This is a genomic window from Haloarcula terrestris, assembly GCF_031624315.1.
Taxonomy (GTDB): Archaea; Halobacteriota; Halobacteria; order Halobacteriales; family Haloarculaceae; genus Haloarcula; species Haloarcula terrestris.
In genome coordinates this window covers 557923-583215 of sequence record NZ_JAMQOM010000002.1, presented here as the reverse complement: position 1 = coordinate 583215, position 25293 = coordinate 557923, and the positions used below count along the sequence as shown (strand labels likewise).

29 protein-coding genes are annotated in these 25293 nt (G+C 65.0%); 20 read left to right on the top strand and 9 right to left on the bottom strand.

Annotation, left to right across the window (positions count from 1 at the left end; all coding sequences use genetic code 11):
- Positions 1 to 58: 58 nt before the first annotated feature.
- The 5 genes from NDI54_RS06955 (at position 59) to NDI54_RS06935 (ending at position 3112) form a co-directional block, all read left to right on the top strand.
- Positions 59 to 529, top strand: a complete 471-nt coding sequence (locus NDI54_RS06955) for a 30S ribosomal protein S15 (protein WP_004957060.1) — start codon at positions 59 to 61, stop codon at positions 527 to 529.
- A complete protein-coding gene (locus NDI54_RS06950) occupies positions 530 to 1654 on the top strand; it encodes a hypothetical protein (protein ID WP_310895729.1) in 1125 nt (374 codons plus the stop codon).
- The gene (locus NDI54_RS06945; protein ID WP_004518217.1) at positions 1651 to 1881 is read left to right on the top strand and encodes a KEOPS complex subunit Pcc1; all 231 of its coding nucleotides are present in this window, start codon (positions 1651 to 1653) and stop codon (positions 1879 to 1881) included. Before NDI54_RS06950 ends, NDI54_RS06945 begins: the two co-directional genes overlap by 4 nt.
- Positions 1874 to 2515, top strand: coding sequence for a 30S ribosomal protein S3ae (locus NDI54_RS06940; protein ID WP_137684168.1), 642 nt, complete (start codon positions 1874 to 1876; stop codon positions 2513 to 2515). Before NDI54_RS06945 ends, NDI54_RS06940 begins: the two co-directional genes overlap by 8 nt.
- Before the next feature lie 108 nt (positions 2516 to 2623).
- On the top strand, positions 2624 to 3112 hold the full coding sequence (locus NDI54_RS06935; RefSeq protein ID WP_310895727.1) for a universal stress protein: 489 nt from the start codon (positions 2624 to 2626) through the stop codon (positions 3110 to 3112).
- A gap of 70 nt (positions 3113 to 3182) precedes the next feature.
- Here NDI54_RS06935 and NDI54_RS06930 read toward each other — a convergent pair whose 3' ends face one another.
- The 3 genes from NDI54_RS06930 to NDI54_RS06920 form a co-directional block, all read right to left on the bottom strand.
- Positions 3183 to 3626 (bottom strand): plastocyanin/azurin family copper-binding protein, encoded by a 444-nt coding sequence (locus NDI54_RS06930; RefSeq protein ID WP_310895726.1) that lies wholly within the window; start codon positions 3624 to 3626, stop codon positions 3183 to 3185.
- A 74-nt stretch (positions 3627 to 3700) separates the two neighbouring features.
- Positions 3701 to 4846 (bottom strand): 5-(carboxyamino)imidazole ribonucleotide synthase, encoded by a 1146-nt coding sequence (locus tag NDI54_RS06925; protein WP_310895725.1) that lies wholly within the window; start codon positions 4844 to 4846, stop codon positions 3701 to 3703.
- Between the two features lie 25 nt (positions 4847 to 4871).
- Complete coding sequence (locus NDI54_RS06920; RefSeq protein WP_310895724.1) at positions 4872 to 6845, bottom strand: flippase activity-associated protein Agl23; 1974 nt, start codon at positions 6843 to 6845, stop codon at positions 4872 to 4874.
- Between the two features lie 136 nt (positions 6846 to 6981).
- On the opposite strand from NDI54_RS06920, the gene ribH reads away from it, so the two are divergent.
- Positions 6982 to 7395: a 6,7-dimethyl-8-ribityllumazine synthase gene (gene ribH, locus NDI54_RS06915; protein WP_310895723.1), complete on the top strand. Its 414-nt coding sequence runs from the start codon at positions 6982 to 6984 to the stop codon at positions 7393 to 7395.
- A complete protein-coding gene (locus tag NDI54_RS06910) occupies positions 7392 to 8552 on the top strand; it encodes a pyridoxal phosphate-dependent aminotransferase (protein WP_310895722.1) in 1161 nt (386 codons plus the stop codon). Before ribH ends, NDI54_RS06910 begins: the two co-directional genes overlap by 4 nt.
- A gap of 172 nt (positions 8553 to 8724) precedes the next feature.
- Here NDI54_RS06910 and NDI54_RS06905 read toward each other — a convergent pair whose 3' ends face one another.
- Complete coding sequence (locus NDI54_RS06905) at positions 8725 to 8991, bottom strand: ATP synthase subunit C (RefSeq protein ID WP_310895721.1); 267 nt, start codon at positions 8989 to 8991, stop codon at positions 8725 to 8727.
- Between the two features lie 218 nt (positions 8992 to 9209).
- On the opposite strand from NDI54_RS06905, the gene NDI54_RS06900 reads away from it, so the two are divergent.
- Positions 9210 to 9635, top strand: a complete 426-nt coding sequence (locus tag NDI54_RS06900; RefSeq protein ID WP_310895720.1) for a hypothetical protein — start codon at positions 9210 to 9212, stop codon at positions 9633 to 9635.
- A 106-nt stretch (positions 9636 to 9741) separates the two neighbouring features.
- Here the strand turns inward: NDI54_RS06900 and NDI54_RS06895 are convergent, their stop codons facing one another.
- From NDI54_RS06895 to NDI54_RS06885, 3 genes are all read right to left on the bottom strand, one after another.
- On the bottom strand, positions 9742 to 10452 hold the full coding sequence (locus NDI54_RS06895; RefSeq protein ID WP_310895719.1) for a hypothetical protein: 711 nt from the start codon (positions 10450 to 10452) through the stop codon (positions 9742 to 9744).
- Positions 10453 to 10545: 93 nt separating this feature from the next.
- Positions 10546 to 10974, bottom strand: a complete 429-nt coding sequence (locus tag NDI54_RS06890; protein WP_310895718.1) for an adenylyltransferase/cytidyltransferase family protein — start codon at positions 10972 to 10974, stop codon at positions 10546 to 10548.
- Positions 10971 to 11468: a Mov34/MPN/PAD-1 family protein gene (locus NDI54_RS06885; protein ID WP_310895717.1), complete on the bottom strand. Its 498-nt coding sequence runs from the start codon at positions 11466 to 11468 to the stop codon at positions 10971 to 10973. Before NDI54_RS06885 ends, NDI54_RS06890 begins: the two co-directional genes overlap by 4 nt.
- A 94-nt stretch (positions 11469 to 11562) precedes the next feature.
- On the opposite strand from NDI54_RS06885, the gene NDI54_RS06880 reads away from it, so the two are divergent.
- Complete coding sequence (locus tag NDI54_RS06880) at positions 11563 to 13476, top strand: DHH family phosphoesterase (protein ID WP_310895716.1); 1914 nt, start codon at positions 11563 to 11565, stop codon at positions 13474 to 13476.
- 39 nt (positions 13477 to 13515) lie between these two features.
- Here NDI54_RS06880 and NDI54_RS06875 read toward each other — a convergent pair whose 3' ends face one another.
- Entirely contained in the window at positions 13516 to 15141 is a 1626-nt protein-coding gene (locus NDI54_RS06875) for a phospholipase D-like domain-containing protein (protein WP_310895715.1), read from the bottom strand.
- A 42-nt stretch (positions 15142 to 15183) separates the two neighbouring features.
- Positions 15184 to 16458 carry a HEAT repeat domain-containing protein gene (locus NDI54_RS06870; protein WP_310895714.1) on the bottom strand — a complete coding sequence of 425 codons (1275 nt, stop codon included), beginning with the start codon at positions 16456 to 16458 and terminating at the stop codon, positions 15184 to 15186.
- 121 nt (positions 16459 to 16579) lie between these two features.
- On the opposite strand from NDI54_RS06870, the gene NDI54_RS06865 reads away from it, so the two are divergent.
- The 11 genes from NDI54_RS06865 to nuoK all read left to right on the top strand — a co-directional run bounded on the left by NDI54_RS06865 (position 16580) and on the right by nuoK (position 25293).
- On the top strand, positions 16580 to 18202 hold the full coding sequence (locus NDI54_RS06865; RefSeq protein WP_310895713.1) for a uracil-xanthine permease family protein: 1623 nt from the start codon (positions 16580 to 16582) through the stop codon (positions 18200 to 18202).
- Between the two features lie 2 nt (positions 18203 to 18204).
- Positions 18205 to 18627, top strand: a complete 423-nt coding sequence (locus tag NDI54_RS06860) for a hypothetical protein (RefSeq protein ID WP_310895712.1) — start codon at positions 18205 to 18207, stop codon at positions 18625 to 18627.
- 46 nt (positions 18628 to 18673) lie between these two features.
- Entirely contained in the window at positions 18674 to 19324 is a 651-nt protein-coding gene (locus NDI54_RS06855) for an AIR carboxylase family protein (RefSeq protein WP_310895711.1), read from the top strand.
- Between the two features lie 158 nt (positions 19325 to 19482).
- Complete coding sequence (locus NDI54_RS06850; RefSeq protein WP_310895710.1) at positions 19483 to 19896, top strand: NADH-quinone oxidoreductase subunit A; 414 nt, start codon at positions 19483 to 19485, stop codon at positions 19894 to 19896.
- Positions 19889 to 20581 (top strand): NADH-quinone oxidoreductase subunit B, encoded by a 693-nt coding sequence (locus tag NDI54_RS06845; RefSeq protein WP_004957101.1) that lies wholly within the window; start codon positions 19889 to 19891, stop codon positions 20579 to 20581. The genes NDI54_RS06850 and NDI54_RS06845 overlap by 8 nt, the downstream gene beginning before the upstream one ends.
- 6 nt (positions 20582 to 20587) lie before the next feature.
- Positions 20588 to 22270, top strand: a complete 1683-nt coding sequence (locus tag NDI54_RS06840; RefSeq protein ID WP_310895709.1) for an NADH-quinone oxidoreductase subunit D — start codon at positions 20588 to 20590, stop codon at positions 22268 to 22270.
- On the top strand, positions 22270 to 23313 hold the full coding sequence (locus NDI54_RS06835) for a complex I subunit 1/NuoH family protein (protein WP_310895708.1): 1044 nt from the start codon (positions 22270 to 22272) through the stop codon (positions 23311 to 23313). Before NDI54_RS06840 ends, NDI54_RS06835 begins: the two co-directional genes overlap by 1 nt.
- Before the next feature lie 37 nt (positions 23314 to 23350).
- On the top strand, positions 23351 to 23812 hold the full coding sequence (locus NDI54_RS06830; protein WP_004518194.1) for a NuoI/complex I 23 kDa subunit family protein: 462 nt from the start codon (positions 23351 to 23353) through the stop codon (positions 23810 to 23812).
- 517 nt (positions 23813 to 24329) lie between these two features.
- Positions 24330 to 24599, top strand: a complete 270-nt coding sequence (locus tag NDI54_RS06825) for an NADH-quinone oxidoreductase subunit J (protein ID WP_004591678.1) — start codon at positions 24330 to 24332, stop codon at positions 24597 to 24599.
- Entirely contained in the window at positions 24596 to 24994 is a 399-nt protein-coding gene (locus NDI54_RS06820) for a proton-conducting membrane transporter (protein ID WP_310895707.1), read from the top strand. The genes NDI54_RS06825 and NDI54_RS06820 overlap by 4 nt, the downstream gene beginning before the upstream one ends.
- Positions 24991 to 25293: an NADH-quinone oxidoreductase subunit NuoK gene (nuoK, locus tag NDI54_RS06815; protein WP_151100195.1), complete on the top strand. Its 303-nt coding sequence runs from the start codon at positions 24991 to 24993 to the stop codon at positions 25291 to 25293. Before NDI54_RS06820 ends, nuoK begins: the two co-directional genes overlap by 4 nt.

Below are 25293 nucleotides of genomic sequence, written 5' to 3'. Positions count from 1 at the left end.
AACACCGCATCGAAACCTGTTGCAGCACAGCGGTCTGTGCCGTTCCAACCAGATTACAATGGCACGAATGCATACACGCCGTCGCGGTTCGTCCGATTCGGACAAACCGGCGGCAGACGAACCCCCGGAGTGGAGTGATGTCGACGAAGACGCCATCGAAGCGCGCGTCGTCGAACTGGCCGAACAGGGCCACTCGCCCAGCGAGATCGGCCTGAAGCTGCGCGACGAAGGCGTTCAGGGCACGCCGATCCCTGACGTTTCGCTCGCGACCGGCAAGAAAGTCACCGAGATCCTCGAGGAGAACGAGGCCGAGCCGGACCTGCCGGAGGACCTTCGGAACCTGCTCGAGCGGGCCGTCCGCCTGCGCGATCACATGGACGAAAACCCCGGTGACTACCAGAACAAGCGTGCGCTCCAGAACACGCAGTCGAAGATCCGACGCCTCATCGACTACTACCGCGGCGACGAGGTCGACGAGGACTTCACCTACAGCTACGACAACGCCGTCGAAGCCCTGGGTCTCGAATAGATGTCGGCGACCGGTCGGGAACCGACGCCAGCCACATCGCCGGGCGAGCTCGCCGGGTCGCTCCGCGAGGCCGCCTTCGTGCGCCTCGTCAGCGACGCGACCGGCGAGGCGCTTGCGGCGACCGGCTTGCTGGCGCAGGCGCTGGACGACACGCCGTTCCAGGCGAGCGTCGTCCGCCCGTTCGAGAACCCCGATCGGACCACGGAGACCGACATCACCGTCGCCATCGGCCGCACGCAGTCGACCGCCGACGTGACGCTGACCGACCGCGCCGCCGCGACCGCCTTCGAAACCGCCCGCGAACTCGGCGGAACGGCCGACCCCGCGCTCGCCCTGGCCGGCACGATTGCCGCCGGCGAAGTCGACGGGACCATCGCCGAAGCCGCCGAGCAGGCGGGGCTCGAACGCCGGCCCGGCGTCGCCGTTCCGACAGCGGACCTCGCGGACGGGCTGGCCCACTCGACGCTGTTCGTCGCGCCCTTCTCGGGTGCTGCCGACACAGCGCGGGCTGCACTCGCCGAACTGGGTCTCGACGCGGAGTCGGCACAGGCTGACTCCCTCGCAGCCGACGACCACCGACGCCTCGCGTCGCTGGTTGCTCTGGCCGTCACCGCGGACGCGCCGCCCCGGGCCGCCGACGCAGTCCAGCGCGCGCTTCGCCCAAGGGTGGGTGGCCCCTTCGAGACGGTCGGCGGCTACGCCGACGTACTCGACGCCGTCGCACGGGAACAGCCCGGCACCGGCGTCGCGCTCGCACTCGGCCACGAAGCCGTCCGCGAGGACGCGCTGGCAGCCTGGCGCAGCCACGCGGCACGCGCTCACGAAGCGGTCGCCGAGGCGACCACGGGCCGGTACGACGGCCTGTTCGTCGCCCGCGGCGACGCGATGCCGACCGGCACCGTCGCCCGACTGTTCGCGGAGTTCCGCGCGCCGGAACCGGTGACGCTCGTCGTCACCGACACGGAGGCCGCGGCCCGCGCCACGGACGGCCGGGACGTGGCCGAAACGATGCACGCAGCCGCCGAGACGGTCGGCGGTGACGCCGTCGGGACCGGCGACCGGGCACGCGCTCGGTTCGACGTTTCGACGGCCGACTTCATCGAAGCGTTCCGGGAGGCAGTATGAGACGGGCGGAGATCCGCACGACACACGACTCGCCCGAACGCGTCGCACGCGCGGTGCGGCCCGACAACACCGACGAGATGACCACGCGCGTCGAGGGCGACGCCGTGGTCACGACCGTCGAGCGTGACTCGACCGGCGGCCTACAGGCGACCGTCGACGACTACGTCGTCAACATCCGGGTTGCAGCACAGCTCGCAGACCAACACACACAATCCAATCATGAGTGAACGAAGCGTTTCAAAGCGCGCAGAACAGAAACGGTGGTACACCGTGCAGGCTCCCGAGCAGTTCGACCGGGAGGTTCTCGGTAAGACACCGGCAGACGAACCGGACAAGGTGCTCGGACGCACCATCGAAACAACGCTCGGCGAACTGACCAACGACGCCAGCGAGAACAACACGAAGTTGACCTTCAAGATCAACGAGGTCGCCTCGGACTCGGCGTACACGGAGTTCATCCGCCACGAGCTCACGCGGGACTACCTCCGCTCGCTCGTCCGCCGCGGCTCCTCGAAGGTCGAAGCCTACGTCACCGTGCTGACCACGGACGACTACCGTGTCCAGGTCCAGCCCGTCGCCGTGACGACGAAGAAGGCCGACGCCTCCCAGGAGAAGGCCATCCGCCGGACGATGATCGACCTCGTCCGCGAGACGGCCGAAGACCGCACCTTCGAGCAGCTGATCGACAGCGTCGTCGAGGGTCGCCTCTCCTCGGCCATCTACGGCGAGGCCAAGGACATCTACCCGCTCCGACGCGTCGAGATCAAGAAGACCACACTCGAAGCGCGGCCGGAAGAAGTCGCCGCCGAAGAGGAAACGGCCGTCGACGTGGACGAAGAGGACGTCGACGTCGAAGCCTAACGCGGTTCAGCACCGACGCTCGACCTTTTTCCGTCGTAGTGAGATCCCGAGTCGCAACGGCGAACCCGTAGACGTGGGTTTATACTGTGGCATATGGTAACATAATACATGTACGAGTCAGTGCTGATTCCGACCGACGGAAGCGGAGACATGAGCGTGGTCGCCGACCACGGCGTCGCACTGGCCGAGCGGTTCGGGGCCGAGGTCCACGCGGTCCACGTCGTCGACGACCGGGCGTACGGGTCGGTGCCCGACGACGTGCAACAGCGCGTGGAGGAAACACTCACTGCGGACGGGGAGGACGCGACGAAAGCGGTCGCCCAGCGCGCGCTCGACGCCGGACTCGACGCGGTTCGGGAGGTCCGATGGGGCAATCCGCCGGCCGGCATCGTCGCCTACGCCACCGAAAACGATATCGGTCTCATCGTCATGGGGACCCACGGCCGGACCGGATACGACCGGTACCTGCTTGGCAGCGTCACGGAAAAGGTCGTGCGCGTCGCTCCGATGCCGGTGCTGACGGTCAGCGTCAGCGACGAGAGCGACGACGCGCCGGCGGCCGGCATCTCCGTTCCGGACCCTATTCAGGAAAACTGAGGCGGGCGCTCCCGCAGTCGGGCACCAGCACAGGCGCTACTCGCTATTCGTCGCCGGGACAGCACGGGCGCTACGCGTCGCCTGTCACTGTCTCCGGATTCTCGGTTACGACGACGGTCCCGACCATCCCGGCTCGCTCGTGTGGAATACAGAAGTAGGGGTACTCGCCGAGTACCTCGAAGGTGTGGGTGAAGTCCTCGCCCTCGAACAGTGTCCCGCCGGAGGAACTCCCCCAGTTGTCGCGGGCCGCTTGCTCGGTGTCGAACCCGCCGGAGGCGAAGTAGTCGGCGTCGTCGGGAATTTCGCCTTCGTATGCAGTGACCGAGTGGCCCTGCTTGCTCGTGTTGAGCCATCGGACGGTCGTGCCCGGTTCGACGGCGATCCGTACTGGGCGAAACGCCGCCGCCGACATCCCCACGTCGTAGTCGCCCGTAGCGGTACTGCCGCCGAGACAGCCTGCCAGTCCGGCGGCGGCCGCCGGCCCGACAGCCCGGAGGAAGGCCCGTCGTTCCATACTCGGACTCGGAACCGAACGGCCAAAGACCGCTCGGTTCCGACTCGCGGCCCTCGAAGGTCAGTCCGTGCCGCTCACTCGAAGGTCAGTCCGTCCCGGAGCGTGCGTGCGTCGGCGAGCAGGTCGTCCGCGTCCGCTCCGGTCAGCGTCACGTGGCCCATCTTCCGGAGTTCGTACACCTCGCGCTTGCCGTACCAGTGCAGGTGTGCCCGCGGCGTCGCTAACACGTCGTCTTCGCCCTCCAGCTCCGCCGGCTGCCGTTCCGCAACGTCGCCGAGGATGTTGGTCGAGACGGTCGGGAACCGCTGGTCGGTCGACCCAAGCGGCTTGCCGGTGACAGCACGCAGGTGCTGCTCGAACTGCGAGGTGTGACACCCCTCGATAGTCCAGTGGCCGGAGTTATGCGGGCGCGGTGCGATCTCGTTGAGCAGGATCTCGCCGTCGCTCGTCTCGAACAGCTCGATGCCGAACACGCCGCGACCGTCCATCACGTCGAGCACGTCGTGGGCGACATCTCGCGCGCGCTCGCGGACGGCTTTCGACGCTCTGGCCGGCGCGACGGACTCCCGGAGGATTTCCTCGCGGTGAATCGTCTCGGTGACCGGGAACGTGTCCCGTTCGTCCGCACCGCGACAGCCCATGACCGCGAGTTCGCGCTCGAAGTCGACCATCTCCTCGACCATCGCGGGGCCGGCGATGGCGTCGACGGCGTCCTCGACATCTTCGGGGGTCTCGACGGGGACGTTCCCGCGGCCGTCGTAGCCGCCGGTCCGGGCCTTGAGCATCGCGGGGTAGCCCAGGTCCTCACAGGCCTCGCGGAGGTCTTCGGCGGTGTCGACGGCGCGGAACGCCGGCACCGGGACGCCGGCGTCTGCGAGCCGGCGCTTCTGGACGAGCTTGTCCTGAATCGTCCGCAACGTCTCGGGGTCGGGATGGACCGGTGTGCCGGTCTCCTCAGCGACCCGCTCTAACACGTCGGGGTCGGCCAGTTCGATCTCGAACGTGAGGTAGTCGGCGCGCTCGGCGAGTTCCCGCAGAGTCTCCTCCTCGTCGAAGTCGCCGACGAGCTGGTCGCGGACGACCGGCGCGGCCGGGCAGTCCGGCGTCGGGTCGGTCACGAGCAGTTCGAGGCCCAGCGGCGCGGCCGCCTCGCCCAGCATCCGGCCGAGCTGGCCACCGCCGACGACTCCGACAGTCGGTCCTGGTGACGTGAGCGTCATACCGCGCGCTTCCACAGCGGCGGGGTTAAGCGTTGGTTTCTCGCCCGTATGATTCGTGAACCCATACGGTCATGTCGTTGGAGCTGTACTTCGTCCGCATCCGATGGGTTCGGGGCTCGTAGCCGGCCGCTTCCAGCCGGTCGGTGGGCACCGTGCTGTCTACCTGCTGGGTGATAATTATCGGGGGCTGTCCCTCCTGTGCCTGCCCGAGGAGGACCTCGGGTCGGTTCTCACACGAGACGTTCACGTCGTCGGCCGCGAAGTACCACGGGAGCGGGAGCGAGTTGTGCCACTGCAGACAGGTCGGTCTGGTGACCCACCAGGAGTCGTTCCACTCGCTGCGGTCTTCCTTGACGTAGGCGTCGCCGCCGTCGTAGGCGTCGCCGCTCTCCCCGTGGTACATCACGACATCTGTCCCGTTTCCGTGGGCCGTGGCGATGCGGTCCATCTCCGTCAGATCGGCCCGGAGCGACTCCTGTGGCTGGGCGTACTGAACCAGCGGATTGCCCTCCAGATGGTCGTTCGTGTACACTCGCGTGGCGGCCGTGTTACCGACGAGTGCAGTCACGAGCAAGAGGATTGTCGCGGCGATTGCAACACCGGTCACATCCTCGGCCGACAGCGATTCGCTCCCCCACCGAATCACGGCGGCGAGTCCGACGGCGGCTGGAACCGACAGCGGAACGACGACGTGGACGGCGAGCCACGGCGCGCCGATATCGGTCCCGATGGGGTAGCCCAGAATGGAGACGTAACCGCCGTAGACCAGGAACGGGACGAGGTGGCGCGGCTCGACGGTTCCGAGCCGGTCGAGCGCGTACCCGAACACCGAGAACAGGAGTAACGGTGCCGCGGTGTAGCCAAGCGCCTTCAACAGTATCTCGTAGTGGCCGTCAACACTCTCGTAGAACGTCTCGATGGATTCGACGAGGCCGGTTTCCGTCGTCGTGGCCTTCTCCGAGGCCGGCGAGAACCACTCGGTGTACTGGTCGACGACGCGCTCCCAGGTCACCTGCACGAGCTCGGGGAACAGCGACGGGTTCGTCACCCCGGACCAGAAGTTCACGTCACCGCTTGCCGCGGGGGCTGGCGGGTGTTCGATGCCGGCGACGCCGGCCCCACGCGGAGCGTAGAAGAACAGCGAGACGAGACCGAACACCAGTGCGGCGAGAACGATGTGGCTCGCGTACGCCGCGAGGACGGAGGCGGCGCTGTCGTGGCGGTCCCGAAACGAGCGGCCGATATCGCGGACCAGGGACACGTCAGCCCAGAAGCGCCCTCGCAGTCGCCCCCAGATCGCGCCGGCGCTCGGGACGCTCCGGAGGAAGCCAAACGCGTCGCGGTAGCCGTTCGGAAGGACGAGCACCTTCGCCAGCAGGAGGCCGGTCGCACCGAGCCACGTCAGCACGTAGACGATGGCGTTCTCCTTCGAGGCGAATCCCAGCGCCATGAACGCCCCAACGCCGTAGAGATAGCGCGGCTTGCGGGTGTCGACGAACCGAACCAGCAGGCCGAAGGCGGTGAACATGAACGCCGCGACCAGTACGTCGCTGCGCATGAACCGCGAGAAATACAGGAGGACCGGATTAAGCGCGAGAAAAGCGGCTGTGAGAACAGTCTCGTCAGTCCGGAGGTGTTCTCGAAAGAGCAGCGCCGTCAGTGGGAGCAGGCCGCCGATGATCGCCACCGGGAGCCGCATCGTGAAATCAGTCGGCGCGGCGACGGTGAACAGCCAGCTATCGACGTGCTGGATGAACGGGCCGTGGATGATGTATCGGTAGGCAAAGGAGCCGGAGTCGCGGAGATTGAGCGCCCAGTAGGCGACCCGACCCTCGTCGAAGTGGGCGACGCGGCTCCCGAGCGCCGCAACTCTGAGGACCAGCCCGAGAAGCGTCACGGCGACAACGAGCTTGACGGTGGCGTAGGGGTCGTCCGCAACCCAGGACCGGCTCCGGTCCCGGAGATCGTGGAGAGCAGACAGCAGGGACGGCGCAGCCATATCTGGCTCAAGCACATGGGGCATTAGAATCTTTCTGGTTTCCAACAGGTGTCACGGGGCTGATAGACTGTGGTTGCCACCGGCTGGAGCGGGACGGAACGGTAGTTCTTTAGTGGCCCCTGCCCGGGTGTCAGGTATGGTGCAGCTCGGGCTGGTCGTCGCCCAGTACGACAAACACGGGGCAGTTATCGACGAGATGGAGCGCGGCGCACGCGAGGCCGCCGACGACAACGACGCCGAGGTCGTCGCGTCGCTCGCCGTTCCGGGGGCCTACGACACGCCGCTGGCAGCCGACCGGCTCGCGCGCCGGTCGGACATCGACGCCGTCGCCGTCCTCGGCGCAATCATCAGCGGCGACACCGACCACGATCAGGTCATCGGCACCGCCGCCGCACAGGGGCTGACCGACGTGTCCCTCGACCGCGATACCCCCGTCACGCTGGGCATCATCGGCCCGGGCATGAGCCAGGACGAAGCCGAGGCCCGAACTGACAAGGGCGCGTCGGCCGTCCAGAGCGCGATCGACCTCGCCACGGAACTCGAACAATGACTATGGACTTCGCTTCCCGCGTCGAACGTGTAGAACCGAGCGCGACCCTCGCAATCAGCAACAAGGCCGCAGAGCTGGAAGCCGAGGGGAAAGATGTCGTCGACCTGAGCGTCGGCGAACCCGACTTCGACACGCCGGAAAACATCAAGAACGCCGCCAAGGACGCACTCGACGCCGGCCACACCGGCTACACGTCCTCCAACGGCATCCCCGAGCTGAAGGAAGCCATCGCCGACAAGCTCCACGACGACGGCCTCACCCAGTACGGCCCGGAGAACCTCATCGTCACGCCCGGTGGCAAGCAGGCCCTGTACGAAATTTTCCAGACTGTCATCGACGACGGCGACGAGGTGGCCCTGCTGGATCCGGCCTGGGTGTCCTACGAGGCGATGGCGAAACTCGCTGACGGCTCGCTGACCCGTGTCGACACCGCCGCCCACGACTTCCAGCTCGAAGGTGCGCTGGACGACCTCGCCGACGCCGTCTCCGACGAGACGGAACTGCTCGTCGTCAACTCGCCGGGCAACCCCCACGGTGCGGTGTACTCCCGCGAGGCTATGGAGGGCGTCCGCGACCTCGCCGTCGAGCACGATATCACGGTCATCTCCGACGAGATCTACAAGGAGATTACCTACGACGGCGCAGAAGCCATCTCGCTCGGTACGCTCGATGGGATGGAGGACCGAACCATCACGCTCAACGGTTTCTCGAAGGCCTACTCGATGACCGGCTGGCGGCTGGGCTACTTCGCCGGGCCGGAAGAGCTGATCTCCCAGGCCGGCAAGGTCCACTCCCACTCAGTCTCGTGTGCCGTGAACTTCGTCCAGCACGCCGGTGTCGAGGCCATCACGAACACCGACGACGCCGTCGAGGAGATGCGACAGGCCTTCGCCGAGCGCCGCGAGTTCCTCATGGGCCTGTTCGAGGACCACGGCGTCCACGTCCCCGAACCACAGGGCGCGTTCTACATGATGCCCGAAATCGCGCCCGACGGCGATGATACGGAGTGGTGTGACCAGGCCATCTCCGAGGCCCAGGTCGCCACCGTTCCCGGGACCGCGTTCGGGACGCCCGGCTACGCCCGTATCTCCTACGCCAACAGCAAGGAGCGACTGGAAGAGGCCGTCGACCGCCTCGCCGAGGCCGACCTTATCTGAAGAACTGGCGGTACACATTCTCGGCGACGCTCGGTATGCCAACCGTCTGAGCCGGGGCAAAAAAGTGGAGGAAGCCGCGAAAGCGGCTATAGTCACAATTGAAACGAGTTACACACTGATCGCACGACAGCAGTGCGATCAGGTGTGCGTTGATTTTTAATCTATACTTTCGCTACGTTACGACGAACACCGTCACCAGCGTGAGGATGACGAGCGTTTCGGGCAGGACGGTGAGAATGAGTCCACGGCCGAACATATCGGGGTCCTCAGCGATGGCCCCGACCGCCGCCGCACCGATACCACGTTCGGCGAACCCGGAGCCCAGCGCCGCTAACCCGACGGCGAGGGCCGCGAGCCCCCCGGCGAGGTACCTGGCGGCCTCGCCGGTGATCGCTGGGCTTCCTGTCTGTAACACGACCGCGCTTGCGGTGGCTGGCATGGCGGTTTCTCCTTCGCGGCCGGGGACAATCACCGGCCTGATAAATTCCAACCCCTGGTATTCATGGTCGTCTTTTACACCACCAGCCGGAGAAGACACACGAATGCGCAGTTCTTGCGGGAGTTTTGCGTCATTCTCTGCCCGCCGGAAGCTCGATCCGGACACAGTGTCGCAGTTTCCGTGCGAACCGTTTTCCCCCAGCCGCTGGAACACCCGGTATGCGAACCCGTCGAACCATGCTTGCCCTCTCGGCCGGCACGCTCTGTCTCTCGGGCTGTGGCGCGCCCGGCGGCTCGGGCGGCAGTCTCGGTATCGAAACGTCGGACGCGACCGCCGCGCCCGGCGAGACGGCGACGATTGAGGTGCAGGCCTCGTCCGTCGGCGTCATGACGTGGCAGCTAGCCGAGATTCCCGAGAGCTGGCAGGTAACACACGAGGGCTTCGAACCGGAGCCGACTGCCGTTCGGGAGTCCTATCCGCCCGAGTTAGTCTGGGACCCCGTCGCTGATTCGGTGACCGGCAGCCTGGCCATCGCGGTCCCGGACGACGCGTCGACCGGCGAGTACACGCTGGCAGTCGAGGCCGGCACGGACACTTCCGACGAACGCGTCGTCTCGGAGGCGACTGTTACTGTTGCGGGATGAATACTGTGGTTCGCCTGGAATCAGGCGGACACTCACATCACGCCCCCAGGAACTGTGAGCACCACGTTCGTATCTCGGGCCGGAACAGGGACGGCTGAGTCACCGATTACAGTGTCCCGATAGCCCGGTGGCGACGAAACAGGTAGTAGCAACCGATTATGGGGTACACTATCGGCCCGGGAATCAGGAAAAAGACACCGAGATTGACGTAGTTCCCCGGGTTAGGCTGCCAGGTCCCGGACTGAAGACGGACGTAGGTCGCATCGCGGTAGATGGCGACAGAGAACGGTACGGCGGTGAGGATCCCGACGCCAATCAAAACAAGTCCGATACCGACGCTGCCGCTCGAAGCAAGTACGCCCCCAAGAACGAGGCAAACGGGCGGCAGCACGGTCCCGATAGCGACAACCATCCACCACCAGTCCCGGTCAACCCAGTCGACAATATATTGATGCCGTTTGTACAGGTGGTGCAGCTTCATCAGGTAGCCGAGGAAGAAGCTGGCGACCGCATACAGGACTGGATTTGGGTCCCAGTCCACGTCTGCATCCTGCACCTTCTTTGTATCAAAGTAGAGGAAAACCGGCGTTACGAGCCACGATATCAGCGCCACGACAATGCCGCCGAGGTACCAGACGCCGAACGTCCCGAAGATGCTGGCCATTCCGAGTGGCCCGTTACTTACACTCTCGCCCCCGATCCCGACAACGATCAACCCGAGCCCGAGAAACCCAAACAGGAGGGTCGGCAAGAGCAGCAGTATCTCTACAGCGCGGTACGACCGTGAATCGACATCATTGACTGTGACCATCCCCATTGTATCGTCCCAACTGGTGATTACATTAGCGATACAGGGGTGTAAAATAATTTTGCTAATGTACTGATAAGAGTGGGAAACTGCGGAACCGAGTCAGCTACGCTCGTCGACGATCCGGTCGATGATCCGGCCGGTCGACAGGAGCCGGTCAGCCGCCTCGTCTTCCAGTGGACTGGCCCGGCGGATGTCACAGTCGATGCCCCGTGCCGATAGCGCCGCTTGTAGCTGGTCGTCGTCGTGGTGCTGGTCGTAGCCAAGCGCGATGATGTCCGGCTCGATTCGCTCGATGGGGACAAAGATGTCTTCCGGATGGCCGAGATGGGCCTCGTCAACCGGTTTGAGCGCGCCGACCATCTCCCGGCGCTGCTCGTCCGGGACGACCGGCGGTTCCTTGTGAGTGACGTTGACCGAGCGAGCGACGATGACGTGCAGTTCGTCGCCCATGTCGGCGGCGTCTGCGAGATAGTGGACGTGGCCCGGGTGCAGGATGTCGAACGTGCCCTGTGCGACGACGCGGGTCACTTGTCGAACTCCTCCTCGCGGAGCTCCGCGTCGATGTCGGCCTGGTCGAAATCGAAGAAGGACTCCTCCGGCGGCTCCACGTCGAGTACCGGGAGGTCGACGACCGAGCCGTCGCTGTCGAAGGCCTTCCAGTCGTCGCGGCCGTACGGGTAGCCGATAATGATATGCACATCGCCGCGGCCGAACGTGGCGAGGTCGGCGTCGCTGGGCTTGAGGACGCCGTTCGGGTGAGAGTGAATCGACCCCGCCGCCCGCATGTCGTTGGGAACCATGCTCGTCTTGACGGTCGCGCTGACCGGGTTCGATTCCGTCCCCGGGATGACCAGCACGTCGGTCAGCACCGTGCCGTCCTCGTCGAGCCCGAGCTTGCTGGCGTCATCGCCCCGGAGAAAGCCCATGTACTCGTTGGGATGGGCCTCCTCGGAGGCTGCGAGCGCGAATTCGAGTGCGGACTCCGCGATCCCGAGTATCCCGCTCGTTCGGAACAACCCCATACCACGCAGTCGGGCCGGCCGCTTTTTACGCGTTGTGTTCGTCCCGCCACCGATTCCGAAGAGTACAAACCGAGGACCGCCGAAGAACTGGCAAATGTCTTCGCCAACTGGCACCGGTGACGGTGCCACGGTCCCCGACGGCGGGACCATCGTCTATGATCTTGCGGACCAATGTACGTCCGACGATCTCGAAGAAGGCGCACTGTACCACGCAACTGTCAACGGCACCGTCGAATACGGCGTGTTCGTCGACCTCTCCGACGCTGTCTCCGGGCTCGTTCACGACTCGAATCTCCTGGGACAGTACGGCGTGGGCGATGACCTCATCGTCGAACTCGGGGAGATCCGCCCCGACGGCGACCTGAGCTTCGAGGAAGTGCGGGTCGCCGACTACGAGGAACAGCGCGTCGTCCACGGCGACGCGACCACCGTCGCGGACCTCGGCGACGCCACCGGTAACACGGTCGTCATCGAGGGCCAGGTCGTCCAGATCAAACAGACCGGCGGCCCCACCGTGTTCCAGGTCCGCGACGAGACCGGCATCGTCCCGTGTGCCGCCTTCGAAGAGGCCGGCGTCCGCGCCCACCCCGACGTTGAGATCGACGATATCGTCCGCATCTCCGGGCGCGCCGAGGAACGCGACGACGGCCTGCAGGTCGAGGCCGAATCGCTGACTGTCCTCGATGGCGAGGAGGCCGCCGACATCGAGAGCGATCTCGACGCGGCGCTGGCCGAGGCCGCCGAACCGGCCGACGTTGAGCCACTCGTCGAATGGCCCGCCTTCGAGAAACTGTGGGACGACCTCCGTGATGTGGCGACGGAACTCCGAAAGACCGTCCTCTCGGGCCGTCCGATCCGGATGCGTCACCACGCCGACGGTGACGGCCTCTGTGCCAGCGTCCCGCTGCAGGTCGCACTGGAGTCGTTCATCGCCTCCCAGTACGAGGACGCCAGCGCGCCCCAGCACCTCCTCAAGCGCCTGCCGAGCAAGGCCCCCTACTACGAGATGGAGGACGTGACCCGGGACCTCAACTTCGCGCTTGAGGATCGCACCCGGCACGGCCAGAAGCTCCCGATGCTCCTGATGCTCGACAACGGCTCCACCGAGGAAGACACGCCGGCCTACCGCAACCTCCGCCATTACGACATCCCGGTGGTCGTCGTCGACCACCACCACCCGGACCCGGAGGCCGTCGAGCCGCTCATCGAGCAACACGTCAACCCCTACCTCCACGACGAGGACTACCGCATCACCACGGGGATGCTGTGTGTCGAACTCGCCCGGATGATCGACCCCGACCTCACGGAGGATCTCCGGCACGTCCCTGCGGTCGCGGGCCTGTCGGACCGCTCCGAAGCTGAGGCGATGCGGGACTACATCGACCTCGCCGCCGAGAAGGACTACGACGAGAGCGACCTGCGCGACATCGGCGAAGCGCTTGACTACGCAACTCACTGGCTGCGCTACAACTCCGGCGAACAGCTCATCACCGATGTGCTGAACGTCGACTGTGACGACCGGGACCGCCACGGGGAGGTCGTCGACTTCCTCGCCGAGCGCGCCGAGCGCGATGTCGAGGACCAGCTCGACGCCGCCATGAGCCACGTCGAGCACGAGCGCCTCGACAACGGCGCGCACCTCTACACGATCGACGTGGAGAACCACGCCCACCGCTTCACCTACCCCGCGCCGGGCAAGACCACCGGCGAGATCCACGACCGGAAGGTCGCCGAGACCGGTGACCCCGTCATCACTATCGGCTACGGCCCGGACTTCGCCGTCCTGCGCTCGGACGGCGTCCGGCTGGACATCCCGCGGATGGTCACCGAACTGACCGAGGAGGTCGACGGCGGCGGTGTCTCCGGCGGCGGCCACCTCGTCGTCGGCTCCATCAAGTTCGTCAAGGGTCGCCGCGAGTCGGTCATCGACGCCCTCGTCGAGAAGATGGCCGAAGCCGAGATCGACGAAGAACTCGGAAGCTCGACGGCGCTGCCCGAAGAAGTGTAGGCCGGCGACGCTGCGCCAGCGAACCGCCACACTCGGTTTCTACCGCTCGAATACGAGCCGTCGAGCGGCGAGTCCGGCCACCACGAGGATACCGAGCAGAGCCACAACGATCCCGACCGGCGTGTCGAACCCGCCGGCGTCCCAGTCGGCGGCGAAGACAGCGCCGAAGTAGTCCGCCGCATCGCTGCCGTGCAACACCAGCACGACCTCGCGGTTCGAGGTCGCCGCTGCTTCGTTCCAGTTGAGGCTGCCGACGACGACCCGCTCCTCGTCGATGACGGCCCCCTTCGCGTGAATCTTCTCGTAGCGACCGTCGGGGTCGGCCACCTTCGCCGTCAGCGGCGCGTCGTTGCGGTCGGCCCACTCCCGAAACCGCTGTGCCGTCTGCGTGTTCTCCTCGCGGACGTACCACGCATCACTGAGGAGCAGGCGGACTTCGACGCCGCGCGACGCAGCGCGGCGAAGTGCTCGAAGCAGTGGGCTGTCCCAGTCCCCGACTGTGGGCTGGATAACATCGATTGAGTCGTTGGCGTCGTCTATCGTCCCGACGAGCGCGCCCTGTGCGTTGTCCGGAGTGACAAGCAGGTCCGTCCGCTGGACGGCCACCGCCTCCGTCTGGAACTCACTCGGGTACGACCCCGCCGCTGGCTCCCCTCGCTCGAACTGTCGGCCTTGCCGGTACGCCTGCCACCGTTCGCTGTCCTGCCACCCAATATCGGATCGGAACGTCTGATTCAGCCCGTTGACGACCCGCGGCTGCGTCGTGATGACGCCCCAGCCGCGGCTGCTGTTGCCGCCGGTGCCGGCAGGCTTCCAGTTCTCCGTCAGCACGACAGCCTGCTCGTCGGCAACGGCGTACTTGGCGTGGTGGTAGCGGTATCTGGCACGCGAGCCCGTCAATACCCGGACCGAGACGCCGGCATCAGTTAGCCGGTCGAGGGTGCTGGCCTCAGTGGCGGTGCGACTCCCGACTGGTTCCCCCTCAAGCAGGACCCGGACCGTCGCGCCGCGGCGCTGGGCGGCGATGAGGGCGTCGGCGACTCTAGACGAGGAGAGTGTGTAGCCGGCCAGGTACACCCGTTCGCTGGCGTTCCGTATCGGTCGAATCGGAGCGGCGGGCGAGTCCGGAAGCGCGAACGCCTGTACCTCGCCGCCGGCGGCGCGGACGACCGGATGGTCCGTCGCACCCAGCGGCCGCCAGCGGATAACCGACCCGTTCACGACGCCCAGTTCGCCCTCGACAGCGTCGGTGTATCGGACAGTGTCGACGGTCCTGTTGCCTCGCTGGAGCCGAACCCGCTCGCCGCCGTTTGCCAGCGCGAGATGGCTGTCGAAACCGACGACTGGTCGGTCGGTGAGAGCGCGTGTCCGGTTCGGTGCTGTCGAGAGGACGACGCGCCCGCGCGCAGTCGTGTTCGGAATGTCGGCAGTGCCGTCGCCGTCGGTAAGGGCGTACTGTCCGATATCGGTCCCGTCGGGAACGTCGAGGACGACGAACTCACCTTCATCGCCGCCGGCGATGGGGTCCGGGTACACCGCGTGAATCGACGGCTCCGCGGGGCTATTGGCTGTCCTGGTGGGCGATGACACCTGACCAGTGGCGGCGGACGGGGCTGTAGCTACGAGGACGAGCACGCAGCAGATGAGTGGGGCGAGCGACCGCATCGGGGCGTCTGGCCGCCCGTTCGCATAAAAACCTTCTCAGCCTCAGGGGCTCGCTGCCTTCTCTGCTTCGGCCTGAACGAGATACGCGCGGTCGTCGGTGTAGCGGGCGGCTTCATCGAGTGCCGTTTCGGTCCCGATTTGTCGGAGCGCCCACGCGGCAGAGGCGCGCACGGAATCACTGTCGTCGGATTCGAGCAGGTCGCCCAGCGGGTCGATAGCGCGGGTGTCACCGAGCAGGCCGAGCGCGCGGGCCGCGACTGAGCGGACTTCCTCGCTGTCGGCGTCGAGTCGGTTGGCGACCGGCTGGACCGACTCCGCGCTGCCGATAGCGCCCAGCGCGCGCAGCGTGACCTTCTGGAGTGCGGGGTCGCCGTCGCCGTCGATGTAGTCGTGCAGCGTCTCGGTCGCGCGCTCGTCGCCGATTTTCCCAAGCACCTCGATTGGCCCCTTGTCGCGCTTCTGGGCGCGCTGATGCATCGCGTCGAAGGCCGGTTCGGCGTCGCTACCGAGGTTGTACAGGAGGTCGACGATGTACCCGTCGAAGAACTCCGACCCGAGCTTGTCGTAGGCGAACAGGACCTGCTCGAAGTTCCCGTCCTCGGCGTGGAGCTTCGCGGCGTTCCACTCCGGCGGGAAGTCCTTCCGGTTCTCGTTGGTCAACACGTCGTAGAACCCGCGGGCGTCGAGTTGCTCCTGTACCGTCAGGTCGTCCCAGACCTCGGCCTCGTCGAGACCTGTATCAAGCTTTTCTGCCGCTTCGAGGAGGCCCTGAATAGTCTCCGTGTCTTCGTCGGGGTCGAGGTTCTCGGCCTCGATGGCGTCGGCAACCGTCCCCAGCGCGTCCCCGGCGGCGACGAAATCGCCGCCAGTGTCGGCGTCGTGGTCGACGAACTCTGCGCTCTCGTCGAGGAACGTCTCGACGGCTTCCTGGGCCTCACCCTCGCCATCGTCGGTCCACTCGCTGTTGGTGACGGTGTCCTGTGCGTCGGTGACGATAGCGACCACGTCCTCGGCGTAGGGGCCGCGCTGTTCCTCGAGGTTGTCGCGCAGGTCCGAAAGCTGGGACTCCAGTTCCTCGCGCGGGTCCTCGGCCTCGTCGTCGTCCTCGTCAGGCTCGGGCAGGTCGGCGGCTTCGAGGTCGCTCTCGATGTCGTCGAGGGACGACTCCACGTCGTCGAGGTCGGCCTCCGTCTCTGCGGCCTCAAGCTCCTCACCGGCCGCTGTGAGACGCGATTCCAGTTCTTCGGCGGTCACGTCGTTCTCGTCCGCTGCCTCGGCGTCGTCCGACGCGTCGGCCTCGTCGTCCCCGTTGCTCATGTTCAGGACTGTGTCGGAGCGGGCCAAGAGCGTTTTCCTTTCGAGGCGGTGGCGTACCGTCGTCGCTGGGCCAACGAGCAAAGAATATGTATCGGGAGTGGCAGTGCCATGGGTAGCGAGCATGACTGACGAGACGCCACCGGATGACGGCCAGAACACGACCACACCGGAGGAACCGACAACCGCCGGCTTTGTCGAGTACGGCATCGACGACAAGCCACCGCGAAAGCAGGCGATACTGCTCGGCGTCCAGCACTACCTGACCATGATCGGCGCGTCCGTGGCGATCCCGCTCGGGCTCGCGGGTGCGATGGGGATGCTAGAGGCCGCGCCGGATCAGGTCGGCCGTCTCATCGGGACGTTCTTTGTCGTCTCCGGCATCGCGACGCTCGCCCAGACGACGCTCGGGAACAGATACCCTATTGTCCAGGGCGGGACGTTCTCCATGCTCGCACCCGGGCTGGCGATAATCGGCGTGCTCGCCCAGCAGGGGGCGGACTGGCAGACCATGCTCGTCGAGCTACAGGGGGCCGTCATCGTTGCCGGCATCGTCGAGATGGTGATCGGCTACAGCGGCCTCATGGGGAAGCTGAAGCGGTATGTCGGTCCGGTCGTCATCGCGCCGGTCATCGCGCTCATCGGCCTGGCGCTGTTCAACGTTCCACAGATAGCGAACCCGAATATGGGCGACCCCGGGACCGGCCAGAACTGGTGGTTACTCGGGCTGACAATGCTCTCGATTGTCGCGTGTTCGCAGTATCTCGACCGCCGTCACCGCGCGTTCAAGCTCTTCCCGGTACTGCTGGGCATTCTATTTGCGTGGAGCGTTGCAGCAATCCTTTCGATCACTGGCGTCTTCGCCGCGGGCTCGGTCAGCTACGTCTCGCTCGGTTCGGTAACGAACGCACCACTGGTCCAGCCGGTCTACCCGTTCCAGTGGGGACTCCCGCAGTTCACGCCGGGCTTCATCGTGGGGATGTTCGCCGGGATGCTCGCCTCCGTTATCGAGAGCTTCGGCGACTACCACTCCGTCGCCCGCATTGCCGGTCGCGGCGCACCGAACGGCCGCCGAATCAACCACGGCATCGGCATGGAGGGCATCGGAAACGTTTTCGCCGGCGTCATGGGCACCGGCAACGGCTGTACCTCCTATACTGAGAACGTCGGGGCCATCGCCATCACCGGCGTCGCCTCCCGCTACGTCGTCCAGATCGGGGCCGTCGTGATGATTCTGGTCGGCTACTTCGGGCCGGCGGGCCAGCTATTCGCGACCATCCCGTCGCCGATCATCGGCGGGCTCTACATCGTCATGTTCGGACAGATCGCTGCCGTCGGCCTCTCGCAACTCAAGTACGTCGACCTCGACGCCAACCGGAACGTCTTCATCGTCGGCTTCGCGCTCTTTGCCGGTCTGGCGGTGCCCGAGTACATGAGCCAGGTCGGGCAGGGGATGGATGTCGGCGGTTCGACGGCCCTCCAGCAGGGCCTGGCGGCCGTTCCGGTCCTGGGAGGCGTACTCGGGACAGATGTCGTCTCGACCACGCTGTTCGTCATGGGCGGCACCGGGATGGTCGTCGGCGGTATCGTCGCCTTCGTCCTCGACAACACTGTTCCCGGGACCCGCGAGGAGCGCGGTCTCGCGGCCTGGGCCGCACTCACGGAGGACGACAGCGAATACGTCTCGGCGATAGACCGCATCCGTGGACGCGGCGGCGACCGCCCGCCCGCAGTGAGCGACGACTGACCGTGGGCGACGACACCGACGGCGTGACTGCAGATACTGCATTGCCCGTTCGAACCGAGCGGTACGCCGGCGCTCTCCGAACCGGCGGAACAGTCGTCCTCGGTGTCGACCGTCTGGTGGTCGACCGCGACGACGAACCGGTGGTCGTCGATCTCGACGATGTGGTCGAGGTGAGCCTTCAGGACATCGACTGGTTTCTGGCGGTGATGAGTGTCGCACTGATCGGGTTCGGTCTGCTGTCACTCGACCGGTCTGTCTTCCTTGGCGGGGCCTTCGCTGTGGTCGGTGCCGCGAGCCTCGCGCTCACGTATCGCAAGCGGTACGCGCTCAGAATACAGGTTTCCGGCCGTACCGACCCGCTCAGATGCTTCCCCGCAGAACCACAGACCTTGCTTGCCGAACTGGAACAGGCGCTGGCCGACTGACCGGAAACCGCCTACACTTACGCCGATCCCGGTACCAGTCGGCTGTATGCCCGCAGACAGCGTCCAGTCGCTCATCGACCAGTTACACGAAGAGGCCGAGATGGACCGCCCGAACGATCTGACGCCGGATGTCGGTATCATTATGGGTTCGGATTCGGACCTGCCGACGATGGCCGGCGGCCAGGGCAAGCGGCCCGGGGCCTACGTAGCGCTCGCCGACGAACTCGGGTTCGAGGAACAGACGGACTACACCGACGCGCCCGAAAGCCAGTTCACGTTCGAGACGTTCGTTTGCTCGGCCCATCGGACGCCGGAACTGATGTACGCGTACGCGGAGACGGCCGCCGACCGCGGCATCGACGTGATTATCGCCGGCGCTGGCGGCAAGTCCGCGGACCTGCCGAACATGACCGCGAGCATCGCCTACCCGCTGCCGGTCATCGGCGTCCCGGTCCAGGAGAAGTCCGTCGACTCGGTCATCGGGATGCCACAGGGCGCACCGCTGACCGCGGTCGATGCCGGTAAGTCGTTCAACGCCGCGCTCTCCGCCGCGCAGATTCTCGCACGACAACACGACGAGCTTCGGGACCGCCTCGTCTCGTATCACCAGGGGCTACAGACTGCTGTCGGCGAGGTGTCGCGCGACCTCCACGAACTCGGGACGCCGGGATTCAAAGACGAGTACTGGGAAGAGTAACGGACAATGGGTTTCAAATTTCGTGATATGGGGTCGGAACAATGACATTTCCCGGCTGCTGTATCGTCGGCTCTTAAACGACCCACAGGGCCGAAAAACCGAACAATGAACCCTTATATGCGAGTACTTCTAACCGGCAGACGATAGGAGATACCGGAATGAGTAATCCATGGATCGCCATCGGCGCGCTCGCGGTCGTGGCGCTAGCCATCCCACTGACGATGATGGCAGTTTCGAGCCTCTTGCGGCCCAGCGTGCCGGAACAAGGCAAACGCACCACCTACGAGTCCGGCGAGGTGCCGACTGGCAGCAGCCAGCAGATCAAGTTTAATATCCAGTACTACATGGTCGCGCTGCTGTTCGTCATCTTCGACATCGAGACCGTCCTCATCTTCCCGTGGACGGTCATCTACAGCGACGCCGTCGCTGAAGTCGGGATGACCAAGGCACTGCTGCCGATGGTCGTATTCATCGGCGTGCTCGTTGTCGGACTCGGTTGGGCCTGGCGTAACGGTGCAGTTCAGTGGGTGCGCAGTCCGCGCGCCACGAAGGGGGCAGACACATATGAGTAGTGACCAGACACCACCGGCCGTCGAAGACGTATCGACACAGGAGGCCCGTATGGGCGACGGGGCCGACGACCGCTTCAACTCGACGCTACGCGAAGCGTTCGGGTCGACGCCGTTCATCCTGACCAAGTTCGACAAGTTCATGAACTGGGTCAGGGGGTCATCGATGTTCATGCTGCAGTTCGGCATCGCCTGCTGCAGCATCGAGATGATCCACACCTACGCGATCAAACATGACCTCGACCGCTTCGGCTCAGGGGTGCCACGCGCATCTCCGCGGCAGGCGGACGTGATTATCGTCCCGGGAACCATCGTCTCGAAGTTCGCACCGCGGATGAAGCGCGTCTACGACCAGATGCCCGAGCCGAAATTCGTCGTTTCGATGGGGTCGTGTACCATCTCCGGCGGGCCGTTCCAGGAAGGGTACAACGTCATCAAGGGCGCGGAGGAGGTCATCCCGGTCGACATCCACGTCCCGGGCTGTCCGCCCCGCCCCGAGGCACTCATCTACGGCGTCGCCAAGCTCCAAGAGCGCATCGCCGAGGGCGAGTCCTCGCCGGTGACGGTCAAACCCTACGAACTGGAGCAGTTCGGCGACCTCGAACAGGACGAGCTCGTGGACAAACTCGCCAGCGAGATCGACGAGGAAGACCTCGTCATGCGGTACAACTGGAACGACTCTCCCTAACCTGCCATGAGTTTAGAAAAACCATCACGCGATACGGCGCTCGATGTCGGCGTAACAGAGGACGGCCTCGATTACGACGCGCTTGCGGACTTACTCGGGGGCCACGTCCTCGACCGCGAAGCGCACGTCAACGCCGAGGGGTTCGTCATCCGCCCCGACGAGGTTCAAGAAGTTCTTTCGACGCTGAAAGAGGAGGCCGGCTTCGATCACTGTGCCTGTGTCACGGCACAGGAGTACGACGACCGGTACGAGTCGATCTACCACCTGCGGAAGTACAACGACCCGACACAGGAGCTGTCGATCATCGTCCCGTCGCCGAAAGACGACCCGCACAACGAGTCGGCCGCTCGCGTCTACGACACCGCTGACTGGCACGAGCGGGAGGCGTATGACCTGGTCGGTATCGACTACGACGACCACCCAGATCTGCGTCGCATCCTCCTGCCCGAGACCTGGCAGGGCCATCCCCTGAGCCAGGACTACAACCAGGACCAGCCACAGATCGTCTCTCTGCGCGAGCACGCGAACCCGCTCCAGGACGACCAGCGCAGCGAGGACGACCCGGACACGATGTTCGTCAACATCGGTCCACATCACCCGGCGACCCACGGCGTGCTCCACGTCGAGACAGTGCTTGACGGCGAGCAGATCGCCGACCTCGAACCCGACATCGGCTACCTGCACCGCTGTGAGGAGCAGATGTGTCAGCAGGGGACCTACCGGCACCAGATCATGCCGTACCCGGACCGCTGGGACTACATTTCCGCCGGGATCCTCAACGAATGGGCGTACGCGCGCGCAGCCGAAGACCTCGCGGACATCGAGGTTCCCGAGTACGCACAGATCATCCGGACGATGTCGGCGGAGATGTGCCGGATCGCCTCCCACGAACTCGCGCTGGCGACGTTCGCACTGGACGTGTTCGGTGACTTCACTGCCGTCTTCCAGTACGGCATCCGCGACCGCGAGATCGTCCAGAACCTACTTGAAGACCTGACCGGCCAGCGGCTGATGTTCAACTATCTGCGGCTGGGCGGGGTCGCCTGGGACCTGCCCGAGCCTCGCGAGGAGTACTTCGAGAAGATCCGCGACTTCCTCGATGACCTCCCGCACAAGCTCGAAGAGATCCACGACCTCGTCACCGGCAACGAGATCTTCCAGATGCGGTGTGTCGACACCGGCGTCCTTTCCCCGGAGCAGGTCAAGCAGTACGGCGCGACCGGCCCCGTGGCACGCGGCTCGGGCGTCGATTACGACCTCCGGCGCGACGACCCGTACGGCTACTACGACGAACTCGACTGGAACGTCGTCACCGAGCAGGGTGGCGACAACTTCAGCCGCGTCCTCGTCCGCCTTCGGGAGGTCGAGGAGTCGGCTCGTATCATCGAACAGTGTGTCGACCTGCTGGAGCAGTGGCCGGAAGACGACCGCGAGATCCAGGCCAACGTTCCCCGCACCCTCCGCCCCGACCCTGACAGGGAGATCTACCGCTCTGTCGAAGGCGCGAAGGGCGAACTCGGCATCTACATCCGCTCGGACGGGACGGACAAGCCGGCCCGATTCAAGATCCGCAGCCCGTGCTTCTCGAACCTGCAGACACTGCCGGAGATGTCCCAGGGCGAGTACATCCCTGACATGATCGCCTCGCTCGGGAGCCTCGACATCGTGCTCGGGGAGGTGGACCGGTAATGCAGTCGGCGCCGTTACCGGAAACGCTCGCGAACCTGTTGGGACTTGACCCCAACAACACGGGCGTGATGATCGTGATGAGCCTCATCGGAGCCGGGCTCATCGGGACGCTCATGATGACAAACACGGCGCTTGCCGGCCCGTGGGCGAAACGAAAGATTACCGCCGCGTTCACCGACCGCATCGCCGTCGACCGCATCGGTCCGTACGGGCTGTTCATTATTGTGGCCGACGCCGTTCGCCTGCTGTCGAAGGAACTCATCGTCCCCGAGGGCGTTGACCGGCCGGCCTGGGACCTTGCACCGCTAATCATCGCCAGCACCGCATTGCTTGGCTTCGCCGTGATTCCGATGGGCAACGGCATTCAGCTCGCCGACCCCGAGGTCGGCCTCGCGTACGTGTTCGCGACGGCCTCGATGGCCTCCGTCGGCCTCGTGATGGCCGGCTACGCGTCAAATAACAAGTACTCGTTCCTCGGCGGTCTGCGCGCGGTGGCACAGAACCTCGCGTACGAGATTCCGCTCATCCTGACTGGCGCGTCGGTGGTCATCTTCGCCGGCTCGCTCCAGATGAGCGAGATCGTCGCGGCTCAGCAGCAGTCCCTTATCGGTCCGCTGCCGTCGTGGTACGCCTTCGTGAACCCGTTCGCCTTCGTGCTGTTCATGATCGCGAACCTCGCGGAAGTCGGCCGGAACCCGTTCGATATTCCGGAAGCGCCAACCGAGATCGTCGCTGGCTACCAGACCGAGTACTCCTCGGTGTACTTCGTCCTCGTCTATCTCGGGGAGTTCATCCACATCTTCCTGGGCGGGGCGATCATCGCCACGATCTTCCTCGGTGGGCCGGCCGGCCCGGTCCTGCCGGGCATCGTCTGGTTCCTCATCAAGATCTGGGGCGTCTTCCTGTTCACGCAGTGGGCCCGCTCGGCGGTCCCACGTGTCCGGATCGACCAGCTCATCGAGATCGGCTGGAAGGGAATGCTGGTGCTGTCGCTTGCGAACCTACTGCTGACCGCAGTTATCGTCGGGGTGACCGTCCAATGACGGCCACCGACCGACGAGCGACTGGAGGTGACCTCTCATGATTGGAATCCTGAAATCAATGGCGACGACGATGAAACACGCCCTCGACGGGGAGACGTTCACGGTGGAATACCCGGATGTCGCCCCCGAGGTGAGTCCCCGCTTCCGCGGTGTCCACAAGTGGAGCCAGGAGCGGTGTATCTGGTGTCGGCAGTGCGAGAACGTCTGCCCGAACAACACGATCCAGATCGTGATGGACGAGCAGCGCAACGGCGAGCAGTATAACCTCCATATCGGCCAGTGTATCTACTGCCGGCTGTGTGAGGAGGTCTGCCCGACCGACGCTATTCTGCTGACCCAGAACTTCGAGTTCACCGCGGACACGAAAGACGAGTTCGCCTACGACAAGGAACAACTCAAGAACGTGCCGTGGTACAAGGACATCGACCCGCTGGAGTCCCGTGAACCCGACCGGGGCGCGTGGATCGGCGAAGGCGACGGCGAAGTGGATTACCAATAGTTCAGGTAGCATACCGCGCCGAAGGCGCGGTTTCACCGAGTGCGAGTAACGCGAGCACTCGGCCTTTTTCGCCCACGTTTTTCGAGTCGAGCGGGGCCGCCGGTCCCGCTGACCATGCGAACGGCGACTTCGTCGCCGTGAGCAGAGAGTGAGTCGGGAATGGAGTGACCGAATCCGACGCGGAAAAAGGTGGCGTCGGGTTGGCGAGGGCGACGGCGAAGTCGACTACCAGTAACTCCTGCTGCGACGGATTTTCCGGCGGTTTGCTATCGGGACAAGCGTCGCGCTTGTTTTGTTCTGTGCCGAAACCACCGTCCGCTCAGTGGAGCCGGTTTTCCAGTCAGTCCCAGAGTTGAGTTACGGTCTCCGCCGTCGGAACCTATCCAGACATTGATAGGTGTGTGCCACCGGGACGAGAGTGTCCCGAAATATGGGGGTCATACCGGCAAACAGTGGCTCTACTGGCGAGACGAAAGAGGAATCTTCAAAGGGACGCCGCAAAGAGTCTCCAAGTAAGATGGCACTGGCAGAGTCAATTGCGTTCGCGCTGTTCGCTATGGTAACGGTGGGCAGCGCTGCGGGCGTCGTGTTAGTCCGGGACGTCTGGCACTCGGCGCTGTTACTGGGCGTGTCACTCGTCAGCGTCGCAGTGTTCTACGTAATGAACCAGGCGGCGTTCGTCGCAACGATGCAGATCCTGGTGTACGTCGGCGGCGTCCTCGTCCTCATCACCTTCGCGGTGATGCTGACCCGTGAGGACGAGTCGGTGATCGAGGTGACACCATGACTACGAAACCTGAACTACAGACGGAGGGGAGTTTCGTTGCGGGACTGGCCGCCGTTGCCCTGTTTATCGTCCTCGGGGCCGTGTTCATGGGCGTCTCGTTTCCCGCGCCGGCAGGGTTCGGCGAGGGGGCGGCCATAACCAAGAGCCTCGGCGCGGCGATGTTCGATATCGCCCCGAGCGCGATCATGGGTGAGGGCGAGACGGCCGTTCCCGGTGAAGGGTTCCTCGTCACCTTCGAAATCATCGACATCGTACTGGTGGCAGCACTCGTCGGATCCGTCATGCTCGCTCGACGCGAGGTCGCCGGCGAATCGGTGACACTCGGTGTGGAAACCACAGATGACGACGACATGGCCGTAGCCGCTGACGGTGGCCCCGGAGGTGACGACTCGTGATCCCAGCCGAGACGTACCTCCTGCTTTCGGCGGCCATATTCTGTATCGGCCTGTTCGGCATCCTCACGCGACGGAACGCGCTCATCTTCCTGATGTCCGTCGAGCTGATGCTGAACGCTGCGAACATCAACCTCGTCGCGTTCTCGCTGCAACACGGGAACCTCACCGGCCAGGTCTTTAGCCTGTTCACGATGGCACTCGCCGCCGCGGAAGTCGCCATCGGGATCGGTATCATCCTGGTCCTGTACCGCAACTTCAGCGACGTGGACGTGACGAAGGCGACGACGATGAGGTGGTAA

Bases quoted from the DNA above. Each gene is read 5' to 3' on its own strand.
- NDI54_RS06840 (WP_310895709.1), top strand. From the start codon at position 20,588: ATGAGTTTAGAAAAACCATCACGCGATACGGCGCTCGATGTCGGCGTA.
- NDI54_RS06920 (WP_310895724.1), bottom strand. From the start codon at position 6,845: ATGGCTGCGCCGTCCCTGCTGTCTGCTCTCCACGATCTCCGGGACCGG.
- NDI54_RS06930 (WP_310895726.1), bottom strand. From the start codon at position 3,626: ATGGAACGACGGGCCTTCCTCCGGGCTGTCGGGCCGGCGGCCGCCGCC.
- NDI54_RS06945 (WP_004518217.1), top strand. From the start codon at position 1,651: ATGAGACGGGCGGAGATCCGCACGACACACGACTCGCCCGAACGCGTC.
- NDI54_RS06895 (WP_310895719.1), bottom strand. From the start codon at position 10,452: ATGGGGATGGTCACAGTCAATGATGTCGATTCACGGTCGTACCGCGCT.
- ribH (WP_310895723.1), top strand. From the start codon at position 6,982: ATGGTGCAGCTCGGGCTGGTCGTCGCCCAGTACGACAAACACGGGGCA.
- NDI54_RS06875 (WP_310895715.1), bottom strand. From the start codon at position 15,141: ATGCGGTCGCTCGCCCCACTCATCTGCTGCGTGCTCGTCCTCGTAGCT.
- NDI54_RS06865 (WP_310895713.1), top strand. From the start codon at position 16,580: ATGACTGACGAGACGCCACCGGATGACGGCCAGAACACGACCACACCG.
- NDI54_RS06855 (WP_310895711.1), top strand. From the start codon at position 18,674: ATGCCCGCAGACAGCGTCCAGTCGCTCATCGACCAGTTACACGAAGAG.
- NDI54_RS06830 (WP_004518194.1), top strand. From the start codon at position 23,351: ATGATTGGAATCCTGAAATCAATGGCGACGACGATGAAACACGCCCTC.
- NDI54_RS06880 (WP_310895716.1), top strand. From the start codon at position 11,563: ATGTCTTCGCCAACTGGCACCGGTGACGGTGCCACGGTCCCCGACGGC.
- NDI54_RS06825 (WP_004591678.1), top strand. From the start codon at position 24,330: ATGGCACTGGCAGAGTCAATTGCGTTCGCGCTGTTCGCTATGGTAACG.
- NDI54_RS06820 (WP_310895707.1), top strand. From the start codon at position 24,596: ATGACTACGAAACCTGAACTACAGACGGAGGGGAGTTTCGTTGCGGGA.
- NDI54_RS06845 (WP_004957101.1), top strand. From the start codon at position 19,889: ATGAGTAGTGACCAGACACCACCGGCCGTCGAAGACGTATCGACACAG.
- NDI54_RS06850 (WP_310895710.1), top strand. From the start codon at position 19,483: ATGAGTAATCCATGGATCGCCATCGGCGCGCTCGCGGTCGTGGCGCTA.
- NDI54_RS06870 (WP_310895714.1), bottom strand. From the start codon at position 16,458: ATGAGCAACGGGGACGACGAGGCCGACGCGTCGGACGACGCCGAGGCA.
- NDI54_RS06885 (WP_310895717.1), bottom strand. From the start codon at position 11,468: ATGGGGTTGTTCCGAACGAGCGGGATACTCGGGATCGCGGAGTCCGCA.
- NDI54_RS06955 (WP_004957060.1), top strand. From the start codon at position 59: ATGGCACGAATGCATACACGCCGTCGCGGTTCGTCCGATTCGGACAAA.
- NDI54_RS06910 (WP_310895722.1), top strand. From the start codon at position 7,392: ATGACTATGGACTTCGCTTCCCGCGTCGAACGTGTAGAACCGAGCGCG.
- NDI54_RS06905 (WP_310895721.1), bottom strand. From the start codon at position 8,991: ATGCCAGCCACCGCAAGCGCGGTCGTGTTACAGACAGGAAGCCCAGCG.
- NDI54_RS06940 (WP_137684168.1), top strand. From the start codon at position 1,874: ATGAGTGAACGAAGCGTTTCAAAGCGCGCAGAACAGAAACGGTGGTAC.
- NDI54_RS06835 (WP_310895708.1), top strand. From the start codon at position 22,270: ATGCAGTCGGCGCCGTTACCGGAAACGCTCGCGAACCTGTTGGGACTT.
- NDI54_RS06925 (WP_310895725.1), bottom strand. From the start codon at position 4,846: ATGACGCTCACGTCACCAGGACCGACTGTCGGAGTCGTCGGCGGTGGC.
- NDI54_RS06935 (WP_310895727.1), top strand. From the start codon at position 2,624: ATGTACGAGTCAGTGCTGATTCCGACCGACGGAAGCGGAGACATGAGC.
- NDI54_RS06900 (WP_310895720.1), top strand. From the start codon at position 9,210: ATGCGAACCCGTCGAACCATGCTTGCCCTCTCGGCCGGCACGCTCTGT.
- NDI54_RS06950 (WP_310895729.1), top strand. From the start codon at position 530: ATGTCGGCGACCGGTCGGGAACCGACGCCAGCCACATCGCCGGGCGAG.